This is a genomic window from Rhizobium sp. BR 317, from assembly GCF_047445835.1.
GTDB lineage: Bacteria > Pseudomonadota > Alphaproteobacteria > Rhizobiales > Rhizobiaceae > Rhizobium > Rhizobium paranaense.
This window is the reverse complement of the sequence record NZ_JARWLB010000003.1, coordinates 80,602-96,486: the sequence shown is the minus strand read 5'-3', so window position 1 is coordinate 96,486 and position 15,885 is coordinate 80,602. Positions and strand designations below refer to the sequence as shown.

The 15,885-nt window shown below is 60.8% G+C and carries 12 protein-coding genes; 6 read left to right on the top strand and 6 right to left on the bottom strand.

The window, feature by feature from the left end; all coding sequences use genetic code 11:
- The first annotated feature begins 13 nt into the window (after positions 1-13).
- Complete coding sequence (locus QD357_RS05530; protein ID WP_107109920.1) at positions 14-1,402, top strand: MFS transporter; 1,389 nt, start codon at positions 14-16, stop codon at positions 1,400-1,402.
- 157 nt (positions 1,403-1,559) lie between these two features.
- On the opposite strand, the gene purH is transcribed toward QD357_RS05530, so the two are convergent.
- The 4 genes from purH to htpX all read right to left on the bottom strand — a co-directional run bounded on the left by purH (position 1,560) and on the right by htpX (position 7,440).
- Positions 1,560-3,176, bottom strand: coding sequence for a bifunctional phosphoribosylaminoimidazolecarboxamide formyltransferase/IMP cyclohydrolase (gene purH / locus QD357_RS05525; RefSeq protein WP_183940098.1), 1,617 nt, complete (start codon positions 3,174-3,176; stop codon positions 1,560-1,562).
- A gap of 89 nt (positions 3,177-3,265) precedes the next feature.
- Positions 3,266-4,912: a heparinase II/III family protein gene (locus QD357_RS05520; RefSeq protein WP_107106356.1), complete on the bottom strand. Its 1,647-nt coding sequence runs from the start codon at positions 4,910-4,912 to the stop codon at positions 3,266-3,268.
- Positions 4,913-5,062: 150 nt separating this feature from the next.
- Entirely contained in the window at positions 5,063-6,463 is a 1,401-nt protein-coding gene (locus QD357_RS05515) for an RsmB/NOP family class I SAM-dependent RNA methyltransferase (protein WP_414124125.1), read from the bottom strand.
- A complete protein-coding gene (gene htpX / locus QD357_RS05510) occupies positions 6,454-7,440 on the bottom strand; it encodes a zinc metalloprotease HtpX (protein WP_107106358.1) in 987 nt (328 codons plus the stop codon). Before htpX ends, QD357_RS05515 begins: the two co-directional genes overlap by 10 nt.
- Positions 7,441-7,548: 108 nt before the next feature.
- Here htpX and QD357_RS05505 point away from each other — a divergent pair, with 108 nt between their 5' ends.
- Entirely contained in the window at positions 7,549-7,767 is a 219-nt protein-coding gene (locus QD357_RS05505) for a DUF1674 domain-containing protein (protein WP_107106359.1), read from the top strand.
- 73 nt (positions 7,768-7,840) lie between these two features.
- On the top strand, positions 7,841-8,848 hold the full coding sequence (locus QD357_RS05500; RefSeq protein ID WP_107106360.1) for an alpha/beta hydrolase family protein: 1,008 nt from the start codon (positions 7,841-7,843) through the stop codon (positions 8,846-8,848).
- A 74-nt stretch (positions 8,849-8,922) separates the two neighbouring features.
- Here the strand turns inward: QD357_RS05500 and acs are convergent, their stop codons facing one another.
- Positions 8,923-10,881, bottom strand: a complete 1,959-nt coding sequence (acs, locus tag QD357_RS05495; RefSeq protein ID WP_107106606.1) for an acetate--CoA ligase — start codon at positions 10,879-10,881, stop codon at positions 8,923-8,925.
- Positions 10,882-11,103: 222 nt separating this feature from the next.
- Between acs and QD357_RS05490 the strand changes: the two genes are divergently transcribed.
- Complete coding sequence (locus tag QD357_RS05490) at positions 11,104-11,811, top strand: DUF1013 domain-containing protein (RefSeq protein WP_028753780.1); 708 nt, start codon at positions 11,104-11,106, stop codon at positions 11,809-11,811.
- Between the two features lie 59 nt (positions 11,812-11,870).
- Here the strand turns inward: QD357_RS05490 and QD357_RS05485 are convergent, their stop codons facing one another.
- Entirely contained in the window at positions 11,871-12,530 is a 660-nt protein-coding gene (locus QD357_RS05485; RefSeq protein ID WP_107106361.1) for a YggS family pyridoxal phosphate-dependent enzyme, read from the bottom strand.
- Positions 12,531-12,730: 200 nt separating this feature from the next.
- Between QD357_RS05485 and leuS the strand changes: the two genes are divergently transcribed.
- Complete coding sequence (gene leuS, locus QD357_RS05480; RefSeq protein WP_107106362.1) at positions 12,731-15,361, top strand: leucine--tRNA ligase; 2,631 nt, start codon at positions 12,731-12,733, stop codon at positions 15,359-15,361.
- Entirely contained in the window at positions 15,351-15,872 is a 522-nt protein-coding gene (gene lptE / locus QD357_RS05475) for an LPS assembly lipoprotein LptE (RefSeq protein WP_107106363.1), read from the top strand. Before leuS ends, lptE begins: the two co-directional genes overlap by 11 nt.
- Positions 15,873-15,885: the final 13 nt, after the last annotated feature.

Below are 15,885 nucleotides of genomic sequence, written 5' to 3'. Positions count from 1 at the left end.
CAGGGGCAGGCATTTGGTGGCTACAGAAATAAGGGACGATGCGCCGGCAAAAGTGCCGGCGCGGGGCATCTGGGGGTGGATGTTCTTCGACTGGGCGGCACAGCCGTTCTTCACCGTCGTCACCACCTTCATCTTCGGTCCTTATTTCGTCGCGCGGCTGACGGCGGATCCCGCCTCTGCGCAGATAGACTGGGCTAACATGGGGACGATCTCTTCGGTGATCATCGCCGTGTTGTCGCCGGTACTCGGTTCGATCGCCGATCAATCTGGCGCTCGCAAGCCCTGGATTGCCTTCTTCGCCGTCATCAAGATCGTAAGCCTCCTCTGCCTCTGGGGCGCGGCACCAGGCTCGCCTTTGATCTATCCCATCATCTTCATGATCCTCGCGTCGATCTCGGCCGAGTTCTCGATCGTTTTCAACGATTCCATGATGCCCCGGCTGGTCGGCAAGGACGATGTCGGCAAGCTGTCAAACGCTGCCTGGGGACTTGGCTATCTCGGCGGCATGATCGTATTGATCACCGTCGTAACGCTGCTGGCCGGCGATCCGCAAACCGGCAAGACTATTTTCGGTCTGAAGCCGCTCTTCGGCCTCGACGCAAGGCTCGGCGAGGATGCGCGCATCACCGGGCCAATCTCTGCCGTGTGGTATTTCATCTTTATCCTGCCGATGTTTTTGTTCACGCCCGACGCCCCACGCGGCCTGCCGCTTTACGCAGCAGTGCGTTCGGGCCTGCGCGAGCTCTCGACGACCTTGGGTGAATTGAAGCGCCGGCGCGGCATCAGCCTCTTCCTCATTGCCCGTATGATCTATCAGGATGGCGTCAACGGCCTGCTGTTTCTCGGCGGCGCCTTTGCTGCAGGCATGTTCCATTGGACAACAATCGAGATCGGCATCTACGGCATCATCCTCAACGTCATCGCGATTTTTGGCTGCTTTGCGGCTAGCTATGTCGACCGTTGGCTCGGCTCGAAAACGACCGTCCTCATCAGCCTAACATTGTTGCTTATCGCAACCCTCGGCATCATCTCGACAGGCCCGGGCTTCACGCTTTTCGGCCTCGTACCGCTCTCGACGGTCAGCTCCGGCGGTCTGTTCGGCACCGCAGCGGAAAAAGCCTATATCGGCTACGGCCTATTGATCGGCATCGCCTTCGGCCCTGTGCAGGCCTCATCGCGCTCCTATCTTGCCCGCAGCGTCAGCCTTCATGAGGCGGGCCGCTATTTCGGCATCTACGCACTCTCCGGCCGAGCAACCAGCTTCATGGCGACGCTATTCTTCTCTCTGGTGACCTATTGGAGCGGCTCAGCGCGCCTTGGCATGGCAACGCTCATCATTTTCCTCGCTGGCGGGCTGCTGCTACTGCTGCCGACACCGTACCCGGCTGACAAGGCGAAGTAAAATATCCCTCCTTTGATAAGGGATATACCGGTGAGATGACTAGCCCTCATGGTGAGGAGGCCCACAGGGCCGTCTCGAACCACGAGGGCGGGTGGTAGCCTACGGGGCCACCCTCGTCCTTCGACAGACTCAGGATGAGGGTGGAGTAGCGACGATGTTAGTGACGGAAGTGGCGCACGCCCGTGAAGACCATCGCGACATTGTGCTCGTTGGCAGCATCGATGACTTCCTGGTCACGCATCGAACCACCCGGCTGAATGACGGCCGTAGCACCTGCGGCAATCGCCGAGAGCAGGCCGTCGGCAAACGGCAGGAAGGCTTCGGACGCCACGGCGGAGCCGCGCGTTAGCGGTTCGACAAGCCCCATGGCCTTGGCGGCTTCCTCAGCCTTGATCGCGGCGATGCGGGCCGAATCGACGCGGCTCATCTGGCCGGCGCCGATACCCGCCGTCTGGCCATCCTTGGCGTAGACAACGGCGTTGGATTTCACATGCTTGGCGACACGGAAGGCAAACTTCATGTCTTCCAGCTCCTGCGCCGTCGGTGCACGCTTGGTGACGACCTTCAGCTCCATATCTTCGACCAGCGCATTGTCGCGATTCTGCACCAGCAGACCGCCAGACACGGTCTTGGCGGTCAGGCCGGCTGCACGCGGATCGGGCAGGGCGCCGACGGAAAGCAGGCGGAGGTTCGGCTTGCGGGCGATAATTGCCTTGGCTTCTTCGCTGACCTCAGGCGCGATGATGACTTCGGTGAAGAGCTTGACGATCTCTTCTGCCGTTTCCGCATCGAGCAGGCTGTTCAACGCGATAATGCCGCCGAAGGCCGAGACGGAATCGCAGGCAAGAGCCCGCTTATAGGCTTCAAGGAGGCTCGGACCGGTGGCAACGCCGCAGGGATTGGCATGCTTGATGATCGCGCAGGCCGGACCATTTTCCGGCAGGAACTCGGCAACGAGTTCATAAGCGGCGTCCGTATCGTTGATGTTGTTATAGGAAAGCTGCTTGCCCTGGAGCAGCGCCGCCGTTGAAACGCCGGGACGGTTCTCGCCGGTGACGTAGAACGCCGCCTTCTGATGCGGGTTTTCGCCGTAACGCATCTCCTCGCGCAATATGCCGCCGATGACGCGGTGGCGCGGCGTGGCGATATCGAGAGCTTCGGCAAACCAGTTGGAGATCATCGCGTCATAGGCAGCGGTGCGGGCGAAAGCCTTGGCGGCCATGCGCTGACGGAAGGCATAGGCCGTCTGACCGGCATCGGCCGAAAGCTGCTCCAGCAGCTCCGGATAGTCGGCCGGATCTGTGAGGATCGTCACATAGGCATGGTTCTTGGCCGAAGCGCGGATCATGGCGGGACCGCCGATGTCGATATTCTCGACAGTCGTCGGATAATCGCCGCCGGCCTTGCGGACATCTTCGAAGGGATAGAGATTGATGACGGCGAGGTCGATGCCCTCGATGCCGTGCTCCTTCATCGCCGCCTGGTGCTCGGCGTCATCGCGAATGGCAAGCAGACCGCCATGCACCTTCGGATGCAGCGTCTTGACGCGGCCGTCCATGATCTCCGGAAAATTCGTCACTTCCGACACATCGGTGACGGCAAGGCCGGCGGCCGCGATCGTCTTGTGCGTGCCGCCGGTCGACAGCAGGCGCACACCCTTTTCGCTGAGTGCCCGGGCAAGCTCGACAATGCCGGTCTTGTCCGAGACGGACAGAAGCGCGGTCTTTACCTTCACTTTGTCGGGGGCTGGGATTTTTTTGGAAACGACGGCCATGGCTTTCTCCAGTCTAGCGTGAGGAGATGTCCGGCAAGAACGGCGCGGGACAATATGCCCGCCCCGTTAACACAGCTTAAGCACTTAGCCTATGGCCGATGGGATAAAAACCAGCGGATTTCCGGCTTTTCGGCGATCGGGAAAACGATCTCGAGCTGGTCGGAGGAGCGCATGCCGGAAGCGTCGGCAAAAAAGATATCCTCCGCCACCAACACCTCGTTGCCCGGTGAGGAGAATACCCAGGTCTCGCCGTCAGGTGCAATCAGCAACGCCGCATCGGTTTCGGTCTGCAGCAAACTGATGGAGGGATGAACGTGGAAGCGGGCAGAGGCCAGACCGTCGCTCTTCAGCAGCGATTTCTTGCCCTCCGGCACGAAAAAGCGGTCACGACCGGCAAGAATAGTGCCGCTGGCATTCAGGCTCAGCTCGCGCTCATGGGCATAACCGAAGGTCGAGAGATAGCCGTCATGCACCGCCCGGACATAGTCACGGCCATCTTCCGTCTCGGCGCGGTCGACGATGACCTTCTTCACCCCGCTGACCATAACGGGACCGAGAGATTTCGACTTGGAAAACAGGCTCGACGAGGTATCGTCGAGCGTCACCGTCGAATGCGCCGCCGTGGCGCGCGCTGCCTGAAGATAGCGGTCACCGGCAAAATTCGGCGAGCCGGAATTGACGATGAAGCGGTATTTGCCGGAAGACATTTCGAAGGACAGGCAGCCCGCATGCGCCGTGCGGCTGAGATCCGCAGAAGCGGGCGCCCCGGTATCGATGATGACCACGGCCTGTCCGGCTGCCAGCCGATGGTATTTCGTATGCGGTAGCGCCTTGAACACCTGGCCGGCGGTTTCGTCATAGCGCAGGACGGACATCAGCTCGTTGGCAAGCGTCGACGTCGCGCCATTGAACAGCGCGAGATCGCCATCCTGATGCCGGAAGAAACGCAGGGCGGGATACATGCGGTCGATGCCGGGGATCAGCCGCGGCGGCGCATCATGGCCGAGATTGACGTAGGTCTGGCGCAACGGCAACAGATCGAGCAGCAGCTCCAGCGCCACGCGCGGATTGCGCGAGATATGCCCGCCATCTTGAAGGATCTGCCGGTCGATTTCGCGGTCGAGTGCCTGGCCGGCGCGCTTCAGCGTCGAGGCGCCATTCGGCATGGCGACCGAGGACATGGCAAGCGCGATCCGCACCCGAAACCGTGTCTCGCCGTCACGCGTCGTTGCTGCCACGCGGCGGAGATAACGGACATGGAAGACCAGCATGCGCATGAAACGGCGATAAAAGCCGCCATCGGTGCCCTGCAGGACCACGGGCGAATGCGACAACCAGGCGATCAACCGCTGTGCCGCAATATCGGGCGACCAGGCTATCCCATGCAGCCGACGGCCGTGCACGGCCATCCAGTCATTGAGGATGGCGCGCGCCAGGGCCGAGGCCTGATCGCTTTTCTCCGCCCGCAAATGCCGCAGCCAGCGGAAGCTGTGCAGGCGCGCGGCAAAGGCCTGCGACGGCAGCTCCAGGGCGAAGGGCGATTTCCCCTCCGTCTCCAGCACCCGGCCGGCCAACAGAATCCGGCCGTTCAAAAGCTCTTCGACGAAAAAAGGATCGATGCTGCGCAGGTCCGTCGGGGCCACGATCAATCGTTCCGGCACACGCATCGTGTGGCGGGTGAGACGCAATCGCGTCAACGCCGCGCGGCGCGACATTCGCCGCCATGCTTCCCGCATGTGTAAACTCACCGAACCCTGCCGGAAAACTGCATATTTGCTTATGCTTACTCTCTATCTCGGTGGTTAAGAAGAGGTTAGGAATATGCCAAATAAGGACATTGTGCCCTACTTTTGATCAGCTCGAGCGTAAGCGTTCAAAGCTCGCCACTATCGCGTGCGCCGTAGCACCACGGCGAAGAACCCATCCAGTCCGGAAGCAAAACCGCCGGCAAGCGGCAGCATGTCGGGCGTAGTGCGGAAAGCGCCGAGAGGCGAGATCGCGGCTTCGAGACCGGGCCAATCCTCGGGCTTGATCGGCACACGCTCAACCGTGTCCGTCTCAGCTAGAACGCGGGCAACAAGATCCTCGCCCTCTTCCGGATCGAGCGAACAGTTGGAGAAGACCACAAGCCCGCCAGGCTTGACCAGGGTCAGCGCGTGACGAAGCAAGCGCTCCTGCAGGCCGGCAAGCTTGGCGATATCCTCCGGCCCCTTGGTCCAAAGCACATCCGGATGACGGCGCGTCGTCCCTGTGGAAGAGCAGGGGGCATCAAGAAGAGCCGCCTCGAAGAGATCGTCGGGCTGAAACTTGGCCATGTCGGCGACGATGGTTTCCGCCTCCAGCCCAAGCCGTGCCAGATTGGCGGAAAGTCGCTTGAGGCGATTGGCGGATTGGTCGAGTGCGGTCACCTTGCCGCCGGCGAGGATGAGCTGCGCCGTCTTGCCGCCCGGCGCGGCACAGAGATCCACGACGTTGCGGCCGGCAAGCGAACCGAACAATTTTGCCGGAATGCTGGCGGCGGCATCCTGGACCCACCATTCGCCTTCTGAAAATCCGTCGAGCGAGGGAATGGAGCCTTCGAAGGCGGCGAGCCGCACGCCACCGGTCGGCAGAACGACGCCATTCAAGCGCTTCGCCCAGCCTTCGGCATCGGATTTCACCGTGACGTCGATCGCCGCCGGCTCCAGTTGCGTATCCGAAATCCTGGACGCGGCTTCAGCGCCATAGGCAGCTTCGAGACGCGTCAGGAACCAGGCCGGCATGGCGGGCACATTGGCAACCCGGGTCAGAATCTCCTGCTTCTCCCGCCCGATTCGCCTGAGAATGGCGTTAACCAGCTTGGCAAAACGGCGATTGCGCGGATCCTGGTTGGCCTGCTCGACGGCGATATCGACAGCGGAATGATCCGGCACGTCGAGATAGAGCATCTGCGCGGCCCCGACCACCAACACATGATGCAGGGCGCGGGCGCCTTCCGGCAGTGGCGAATCCAGCAGTGAAGCAATCGCCGCGTCGATGCGCGGCAAATGCCGTAGCGCCGAATTCAGAATGGCACGCACCAGTGCCCGGTCGCTCTCACCAAGCGCCTTATAGGCGGGATTGCCGCCTTCGGCATCCAGCATGCCATCGAGCGGCGTTCTGCGATCGATGACCGCGGCCAGGATCTTTGTTGCGGCGGCGCGCGCCGCAAATCCCGGCTTGGCGGGACCCGAATCATGCGGCGGGCGATTGCCGGATTGACTTCTGTCTTTGTTGAAAGGCTTCTTATTGTTGGTATTCAAGACCAGGGTCCCTTCGGCGGTTGCGAACCACCGCGACCCGTATTCGGCACGGAGCGCGATTTGCGCTCCGGATTAGCAGTCAAGATCGGTCCCGTCGAGCCAAAGCCGGGCTGCATGTCGGCAGCAGGGCCGCCACCACCGCCGTAGCGCGCCATCTTATGCAGCGCCGCGATGCGGTTTTCCGTATCCGGGTGCGTGGAGAACAGATTGTCCATGCGCGCACCGGAGAGTGGATTGATGATGAACATATGCGCCGTCGCCGGATGCCCTTCGGCCTCTTCATTGGGGATATGCTCCGCTCCACGGGCGATCTTACCGAGCGCCGAGGCGAGCCAAAGAGGATTGCCGCAGATTTCCGCACCGCGGCGGTCGGCCGAATATTCGCGCGTGCGGCTGATCGCCATCTGCACCAGCATGGCGGCTAGCGGAGCGACGATCATCGCCACCAGCACGCCGATCATGCCAAGGGGATTGTTGTTGTCGCGGCGCCCGCCGAAGAAGAAGGCGAAATTGCCGAGCATGGAAATGGCGCCGGCCAGCGTCGCCGTGATCGTCATCGTCAGCGTATCGCGGTTCTGCACATGCGCCAGCTCATGCGCCATGACGCCGGCGACTTCCTCCGGTGTTAGCGCATTGAGCAGACCTGTCGAGGCGGCGACGGCGGCATTTTCGGGATTGCGGCCGGTGGCAAAGGCGTTCGGTTGCGGGCTGTCATAGAGATAGACTTTCGGCATTGGCAGGCCTGCATTGCGCGCGAGGTCGCGGATGATGCGATAGAATTCCGGCGCGCTGCGCTCGTCCACTTCCTGGGCGTTGTAGGTGGAAAGCACCATGCGATCGGAATTCCAATAGGAAAAGAAATTCATGCCCGCAGCGGCGACGAGCGCAATCATCATGCCGGCTTGGCCGCCGATCAAATAGCCGACGCCCATGAACAGGGCGGTCATGAAGGCAAGCAGCATGGCTGTGCGCATAAGGTTCATCTGATGTCTCCATCACATCGTCAGTCCGAACCTTTCTCTTTGCGGCCGGACGCACTATGATTTGGCTATTCACCCGCCTATTTCAACGGTTCCGGGCCGCTTCACACCATGCAGACTGCAGATAACGATAATAAAAACGACGTCGACACCCATGCGGCGCCTTGCAAACCGCTCTCGCCAGCCGCCAAACGAGCGCTCGCGGAAGCCGAGGAGCGCCGTAACGCCCAAACGCAATCCGATCTTCCCCCCGAAACCGGCGGCCGCGGCGGCGCCGAGCCCTCGCGATTCGGCGATTGGGAGATCAATGGGCGCGCAATCGATTTTTGAGAGCGGCTCTAAAGGCCATTCTTCACGAACTGCCCTCGCGCCAACAATCGGGGTGCCGCCGTAAGGGAAAGCAATGCCCGTAGGCTTTCGTCAGGGTCTGTCTTTCGATGCAAATCGAACGAACTGGGACAGCACCGGTCCGCGCCCGCTCGCTTGGTCCGCCTGGTATCCTGCGATCGATGAAGCGATCGAGATTCCGCCGTCCGCGCCTTCCTGGTTTAAACGCCAGGCCATTGCGTTCGACGCGCCGATCAAACTATCTCCCAATCCGCGACCTGTGGTGCTCTTATCCCATGGCTCGGGTGGCGTCGCCACCGGATTGGAATGGCTCGGCCATTATTTGGCGCAATCCGGCTTTGTAGCCCTGGGCGTCAACCATCATGGCCATACCGGCAGCGAGCCCTGCAGGCCTGAAGGCTTCCTGTGCCTTTGGGAGCGGGCAACCGACTTGAGCGCCTTGCTCGATGCCAATGATTGTAAAGAGGCTCTAGGCGGGACATTCGAGAGCCGTGCCTATGTCGCGGGCTTCTCTGCTGGCGCCCACACCGCCATGCTGGTCTTAGGTGCGCGGATTGCCTACTCACAGTTCGAGCCGGATAACCCTCAAAAGAGCCCCATACGAGGTCCGAGAGAGTTCCCGGATCTCGCCGATCATATTCCCTCGCTGCTTCAGAACAGAATTTTTCTGGAATCATGGAGCCGGCGAAGGAACAGCTTCAAGGATGATAGATTCAAAGCTGCCTTAGCGATCGCGCCGGGTCGTTCGGTCCTTGGCTTTGCCGAAGAAAGCCTCGAGCAGATAAAGACACCGGTTCACATCATCGGAGGCGACGCGGACACCATCGCGCCAGCCGCCGAATGCTGTTCTTGGCTTCACAACAAGATGCGGTCGAGCTGCCTGGATATCATGGAGGGAGGAGTAGGCCACTACACCTTCTTGCCGGAACCCACGCCTCAAGGCATTGAAGCGGACCCAGACATCTTTCGAGACGCAATTGGCCTGGAGCGAAAGAGCGTGCACGATCGGATTGCCCGCGCGGCGGTCGCCTTTTTCAACGCTTCTGGGCGAAGTGAGGATTAGGCGAGGGAGAAACGCTCGCCTAATCCTAAGAAATCGCCATCTCACCCCCGCAAAAGGAGCGAGATAGCCTGGCATCAAGCCGCATCAGCCCTGTTCTGCCGGTTGGCGATCAGATCATCGACAACAGCCGGATCGGCCAGCGTCGACGTATCGCCGAGCGCGCCAAAATCGTCTTCGGCGATCTTGCGCAGGATGCGGCGCATGATCTTGCCGGAGCGGGTTTTCGGCAGGCCGGGGGCGAACTGGATCTTGTCGGGCGAGGCGATCGGGCCGATTTGCGCGCGAACGTGCTTGACCAGCTCCTGCCGCAACGTATCCGAACCTTCCTGGCCCGCCATCAGCGTCACATAGCAATAGATGCCCTGACCCTTGATCGAATGCGGATAGCCGACAACGGCGGCTTCCGAGACATGCTGGTGCGAGACGAGCGCCGATTCGACTTCGGCCGTGCCAAGACGGTGGCCGGAGACATTGAGCACGTCGTCGACGCGGCCGGTGATCCAGTAATAGCCGTCCGCATCGCGCCGGCAGCCGTCGCCGGTGAAATATTTGCCTTTATAGGTGGAGAAATAGGTCTGGATGAACCGTTCGTGGTCGCCATAGACCGTCCGCATCTGTCCAGGCCAGCTATCGGCGATGACGAGATTGCCGTCGGCCGCCCCTTCCAGCAGGTTGCCCTCACTGTCCACCAGTTCCGGCTGGATGCCGAAGAAAGGTAGGGTCGCCGAACCCGGCTTCAGATCGGTGGCGCCCGGCAGTGGCGTAATCATGTGGCCGCCGGTCTCCGTCTGCCACCAGGTATCGACGATCGGGCAGCGACCGTCGCCGACAACGTTGTAGTACCACTCCCAGACTTCCGGATTGATCGGCTCGCCGACCGTGCCGAGTAGGCGCAGGCTGGAGCGCGACGAGCGCTTGACGAAGTGATCGCCGGCGCCCATCAGCGAGCGGATCGCCGTCGGCGCCGTATAGAAGATATTGACCTTGTGCTTGTCGATGACCTCCCAGAAGCGGCCTTGATCCGGGAAATTCGGCACACCTTCGAACATCAGCGAGGTCGCGCCGTTCGCCAGCGGCCCGTAGACGATATAGGAATGGCCGGTCACCCAGCCGACATCGGCTGTGCACCAGTAGATATCGCCGGGGTGATAGTCGAAGACATATTCATGCGTCATCGCCGCATAGACGAGATAGCCGCCCGTCGTGTGCAGCACGCCCTTCGGCTTGCCGGTCGAACCGGAGGTATAGAGGATGAACAACGGGTCCTCCGCCTTCATCTTCGCAGGCGGGCAATCCGGTTTCACCTTGGCGGTTTCCTCGTGATACCAGAGGTCACGGCCCGGTGCCCAGCCGGTCTTGCCGCCGGTGCGGCGCACGACCAGGACCTTTTCCACGGTGACATAATGCCGGCCGGCAATATGGATCGCCGTATCGGTATTGTCCTTGAGCGGCACCGGCTTGCCGCCGCGCAGGCCCTCGTCGCAGGTAATGACGAAGGTCGACTGGCAATCGATGATGCGGCCGGCCAGCGCCTCGGGCGAGAAACCGCCGAAGACGACGGAATGCACCGCGCCGATGCGGGCGCAGGCGAGCATCGCATAGGCAGCCTCGGGGATCATCGGCATATAGATGGTGACGCGATCGCCCTTCTTGACGCCTTGCTTCTTCAGGACATTCGCCAGCCGGCAGACATGCTCGTAGAGCTCGTTATAGGTGACCTTCTTGTCGATATAGGGATTGTCGCCTTCCCAGATGAAGGCCACGTCTTCGCCATGCTTCTTCAGGTGACGGTCTATGCAGTTGTAGGAAACGTTGGTCAGCCCGTCTTCGAACCATTTGATCGAGACTTTCCCTCTGAAGGACGTGTTCTTGACCTTAGTGTAGGGCTTGAACCAGTCGATCCGCTGGCCGTGTTTGCCCCAGAAATAGTCGGGATCCTCGACGCTCTGCCTATACCATTTCTGATATTTCGCGGCATCAATCAAAGCGCGCGCTTGAACCGGCTTGGTGACCGGATGAATCTTTTCCGACATGGTTTCCTCCTCAACCTTGGCACCCGCCATCGAGATCATGGGTGCTCATTCCACGCAATCAATAGCAGCTCAAGTTACGACAGCAATTAGACAAAGCGCATTTCATCCGCAAAGAATTGCAATTCCGCAACACTGCGGTTATATAGGGCCATATTTCCCGGACAATGTGGTGTTACACCCCGGACCGCGACACCGGCGCGGACTGACAGAAGGACTATATCCATGGCTCAACAATTGCTCATGCCGAAGGCAACAGCCATCTGGCTTGTCGACAATACGGCCTTGTCGTTCGATCAGATTGCACAGTTCTGCAAGCTGCATCCGCTCGAAGTCAAGGCAATTGCCGATGGCGAAGCCGCTCAGGGCATCAAGGGCCTCGACCCGATTGCTACCGGCCAGCTCTCCCGCGATGAAATCGCACGCGCCGAAGCCAATCCGAACCACAAGCTGAAGATTTCCGAACCGAAGGTTCGCGTGCCGGAATCCAAGCGTCGTGGCCCGCGCTATACGCCGGTCTCCAAGCGCCAGGATCGTCCGAACGCCATTCTCTGGTTGGTCCGCAACCATCCGGAACTGAAGGACGCGCAGATTTCCCGCCTCGTCGGCACCACCAAATCCACCATCGAGCAGATTCGCGACCGCACGCACTGGAACTCAACGAACCTGACGCCGATGGATCCGGTGACCCTCGGCCTCTGCAGCCAGATCGACCTCGACATGGAAGTCGAAAAGGCCTCCAAGGGCCGTCCGCTGCCGACCGCCGCCGAACTCGGCGCGACGCTGCAGCCGGCACAGGAAACCGAGAAGCTCGGCTTCAGCTATGATCGCGATGACGAGAAGGAAAAGGAAATCGACGCCGACGCCGTCTTCGCCAAGCTGAAGTCGCTGAAGTCCACGACGCCGGACGATGACGACGACGACCGCTACTAAGACACGACCGATTCCGTGATTCGAAGCCCCGGTGAAAGCCGGGGCTTATTTTTTGGCCTTCACCGCGCGCCGAAAATTGCCGAGCCAACGCGAACGCTGGTAGCGCCAAAAGCCACGGCGATCTCATAGTCGCTCGACATGCCCATGGAGAGTTTTTCAATACCGGCCTTGGCTGCGAGCTTGGCGAGCAACGCGAAGTGCGGCCCAGGATTCTCATCCGCTGGCGGAATGCACATCAGCCCCTCGATCGAAAGTCCAAGCTCCTTCCGGCAGAAGTCGACGAAGGTGACCGTATCGTCAGGCGCGATTCCCGCCTTCTGCGGCTCCAGGCCGGTATTGACCTGCACATAGAGCCTCAGCATCTTGCCCTGGCGTTTCATCTCATCAGCCAAGGCGCGGGCGATCTTTTCCCGATCGACAGTTTCGATAACGTCGAACAACGCCACGGCATCCGCCGCCTTGTTCGATTGCAGCGGCCCGATCAGGTGCAGCTCGATTCCCGGTGTTTCGGCCTTGAGCTCCGGCCACTTGCCCTGGCTTTCCTGCACGCGGTTTTCGCCAAACACTCGCTGGCCGGCCAAAATCGCGGGGCGGATCGCTTCCGCATCGAAGGTCTTGGAAACGGCGACGAGCTGCACGGCGCCCGCCGGCCGGCCGGCCTGACGCTCCGCCGCCGAGATATGGGCACGAACCGCGTTCAATCGCTCTTGAAGTTCCATCTTTTCGCCTCGATATTTGCGACTGTTCCTGACACTTTGCAGTAATGAGGCAACCGGCCTTTGCCAAGGGCCGATGCCGTCGAATCCGGCTTTGCTTTGCAAGATAAGGCACTTGCCGCACCCACTAAACTTGACGCTTGGTTGGTTTCGTGATGAAGGTCACGGCCAACTCCCCATGATTTTCCGGAATACAAGATCAGATGGCTACCGAACGTTATAATCCGCGCGATGCCGAGCCTCGCTGGCAGCAGAAATGGAACGAGGAAAACGTCTTCCTCACCGACAACGCCGATCCGCGCGAGAAATATTACGTCCTCGAGATGTTTCCCTATCCGTCGGGCCGCATCCATATGGGCCATGTGCGCAACTATGCCATGGGCGACGTCGTCGCCCGCTACAAGCGCGCCCGCGGCTATAATGTCCTGCATCCCATGGGCTGGGACGCCTTCGGCATGCCGGCAGAAAACGCTGCCCGCGACAACAGGGTGCATCCAAAGGAATGGACCTACCAGAACATCGCCTCGATGAAGGAGCAGTTGAAGGCCATGGGCCTGTCGCTGGACTGGAGCCGCGAATTCGCCACTTGCGATGTCGACTACTACCATCGCCAGCAGATGCTCTTCATCGACATGATGGAGAAGGGCCTGGTCTACCGCAAGAAGTCCAAGGTCAACTGGGACCCGGTCGACAACACCGTGCTTGCCAACGAGCAGGTCATCGACGGTCGCGGCTGGCGCTCCGGTGCACTGGTCGAACAGCGCGAGCTGACGCAATGGTTCTTCAAGATCACCGAATTCAGCCAGGAACTGCTGGACGCGCTGGATACGCTCGACCACTGGCCGGAAAAAGTGCGGCTGATGCAGAAGAACTGGATCGGTCGTTCCGAAGGCCTGACGATCCGCTGGGAGATCGTGCCGGAGACCTCGCCGAACGCGGACCGTGAAATCACCGTCTATACGACTCGTCCGGATACGCTCTTCGGCGCCTCCTTCCTGGCGATTTCGGCCGACCACCCGCTGGCGAAGGAAGCGGCGGCCGTGAATCCGGCTATCGATGCCTTCTGCGAAGAATGCCGCCGCGCCGGCACCTCGCTTGCAGCACTTGAGACTGCCGAGAAGAAGGGCATGGATACGGGTATCCGCGTCCGCCATCCGCTCGACCCGTCCTGGGAGCTGCCGGTCTATATCGCCAATTTCGTCCTGATGGATTACGGCACGGGCGCCATCTTCGGCTGCCCCTCCGGCGACCAGCGCGACCTGGATTTCGCCCGCAAATACAGCCTGCCCGTCGTGCCAGTCGTCATGCCCAGGGATGGTGACGCAGCCAGCTTCGCCATCGGCGATGTCGCCTATGACAGCGACGGCGTCATGATCAATTCCCGGTTCCTCGACGGCATGAGCATTGAGGAAGCTTTTGAGACGGTGGCAACGAAATTGTCGGCGACAAACCTTGGCAATGCGCCGCAGGCCGAACGCAAGGTGAATTTCCGCCTGCGCGACTGGGGCATTTCGCGCCAGCGCTATTGGGGCTGCCCGATCCCGGTGATCCATTGCGACGACTGCGGCGTGCTGCCGGTGCCGAAGCAGGATCTGCCCGTCAAGCTGCCGGATGATGTCACCTTCGATCAGCCGGGTAATCCGCTCGACCGCCATCCGACGTGGCGGCATGTCGCCTGCCCGCATTGCGGCAAGGATGCCCGCCGCGAAACCGACACCATGGATACCTTTGTCGATTCGAGCTGGTATTACACCCGCTTCACTGCACCGTGGGAAAACGAACCGACCGACAAGGCCGCGGCCGATCGCTGGCTGCCCGTCGATCAATATATCGGCGGCATCGAGCATGCGATCCTGCATCTGCTCTATTCCCGCTTCTTCACCCGTGCCATGCGCGAAACCGGCCATGTCGAGGCGAAGGAACCCTTCAAGGGCCTGTTCACGCAGGGCATGGTGGTTCACGAGACCTATAGCCGCGGCAACGGGCTGACGCGTGAATGGGTGTCGCCGGCCGACATCCGCATCGAGGAAACCGACGGTCATCGTCGCGCGACTTTGCTGTCGACCGGCGAAGAGATTGCCATCGGCGCCATCGAGAAGATGTCGAAGTCGAAGAAGAACGTCGTCGACCCCGATGATATCATCGCTTCCTACGGCGCCGATACGGCTCGTTTCTTCGTGCTGTCCGATTCGCCGCCCGATCGTGACGTGATCTGGTCGGAAGCGGGCGTTGAAGGCGCGCATCGTTTCACGCAGCGCATGTGGCGCCTGGTGTCTGAAGCGGCAGAGGCATTGAAAGCCGTTGATGCGACTCCGGCTAAGGAAGGCGAAGCGCTGGCGATTTCACAGGTCGCGCACCGGACGCTGAAGGCGGTTCAGGGCGATTACGACAAACTCGCCTTCAACAAGGCCGTCGCGCGCATCTATGAATTCGTCAATGCACTGGCTGCGCCTCTGGCCAAGGTTGCCGCCGGCGACACGGATGCCAGCTATCGTTCCGCAGTCCGTGAAGCGGTTGAGATCCTCATCGCATTGGTCGCACCGATCACGCCGCATCTGGCCGAGGAATGCTCGACAGCACTTGGCAACATGCATCTGGTCGCCATGAGCGCTTGGCCGAGCTACGACGAAGTGCTCGTCATCGAGAATGAGATCGTGTATCCGGTGCAGATCAACGGCAAGAAGCGCGCCGAATTGACAATTGCGCGCGATGCAGATCAGAATGCCGTGCAAGAGGCTGTACTCGCCCTGGATGCCGTCGGAAGCGCATTGAATGGTCAGGCGCCAAAGAAGATCATTGTCGTTCCACAGAGGATCGTGAACATTGTCGTCTGATAATCTTTTCAAGCTCGCTCGCGCTGCAGGCGTTGCGTCTCTGGTTGCCGTTGCCGGTCTTTTGTCTTCCTGCCAGGTCCGGCCGCTTTACGCGGAAAGCACCGGCGTCACCCAGAAGCTCGCTGACGTTGCTTTTTCCGACGCCGGCACGCGCGTGGGTCAGCAGGTTCGCAATCAATTGATCTTCATCGCCGGCCGTGGCGCCGGCGAAACGAAAACCCCGAAATACACCGTCGATCTGAGCGTCAGCTCCGGCACGGGCGGCGTTCTCTACCTGCCGTCCTCTGACACCTCCGCCGCAGGCCGCACGACCGTGACAGCATCCTTCACGCTGAAGAATGTTACCGATGGCAAGGTTCTGAAATCCGGCAGCCGTTCGGTCACGTCTCTGGTGGACTTCCCGACCCAGGAATTTGCCAAGGCGCGCGCCATCCGCGATTCGGAAGACCGCGCCGCGCGCGAAGTCGCCGAACTGGTGGGCGCCGACATCGCTGCCGCGCTTAGCCGCTGATATGAGCGCGCGG

Bases quoted from the DNA above. Each gene is read 5' to 3' on its own strand.
- QD357_RS05485 (WP_107106361.1), bottom strand. From the start codon at position 12,530: ATGGAACTTCAAGAGCGATTGAACGCGGTTCGTGCCCATATCTCGGCG.
- acs (WP_107106606.1), bottom strand. From the start codon at position 10,881: ATGTCGGAAAAGATTCATCCGGTCACCAAGCCGGTTCAAGCGCGCGCT.
- QD357_RS05500 (WP_107106360.1), top strand. From the start codon at position 7,841: ATGCCCGTAGGCTTTCGTCAGGGTCTGTCTTTCGATGCAAATCGAACG.
- purH (WP_183940098.1), bottom strand. From the start codon at position 3,176: ATGGCCGTCGTTTCCAAAAAAATCCCAGCCCCCGACAAAGTGAAGGTA.
- QD357_RS05520 (WP_107106356.1), bottom strand. From the start codon at position 4,912: ATGCGGGAAGCATGGCGGCGAATGTCGCGCCGCGCGGCGTTGACGCGA.
- QD357_RS05490 (WP_028753780.1), top strand. From the start codon at position 11,104: ATGGCTCAACAATTGCTCATGCCGAAGGCAACAGCCATCTGGCTTGTC.
- QD357_RS05505 (WP_107106359.1), top strand. From the start codon at position 7,549: ATGCAGACTGCAGATAACGATAATAAAAACGACGTCGACACCCATGCG.
- htpX (WP_107106358.1), bottom strand. From the start codon at position 7,440: ATGAACCTTATGCGCACAGCCATGCTGCTTGCCTTCATGACCGCCCTG.
- leuS (WP_107106362.1), top strand. From the start codon at position 12,731: ATGGCTACCGAACGTTATAATCCGCGCGATGCCGAGCCTCGCTGGCAG.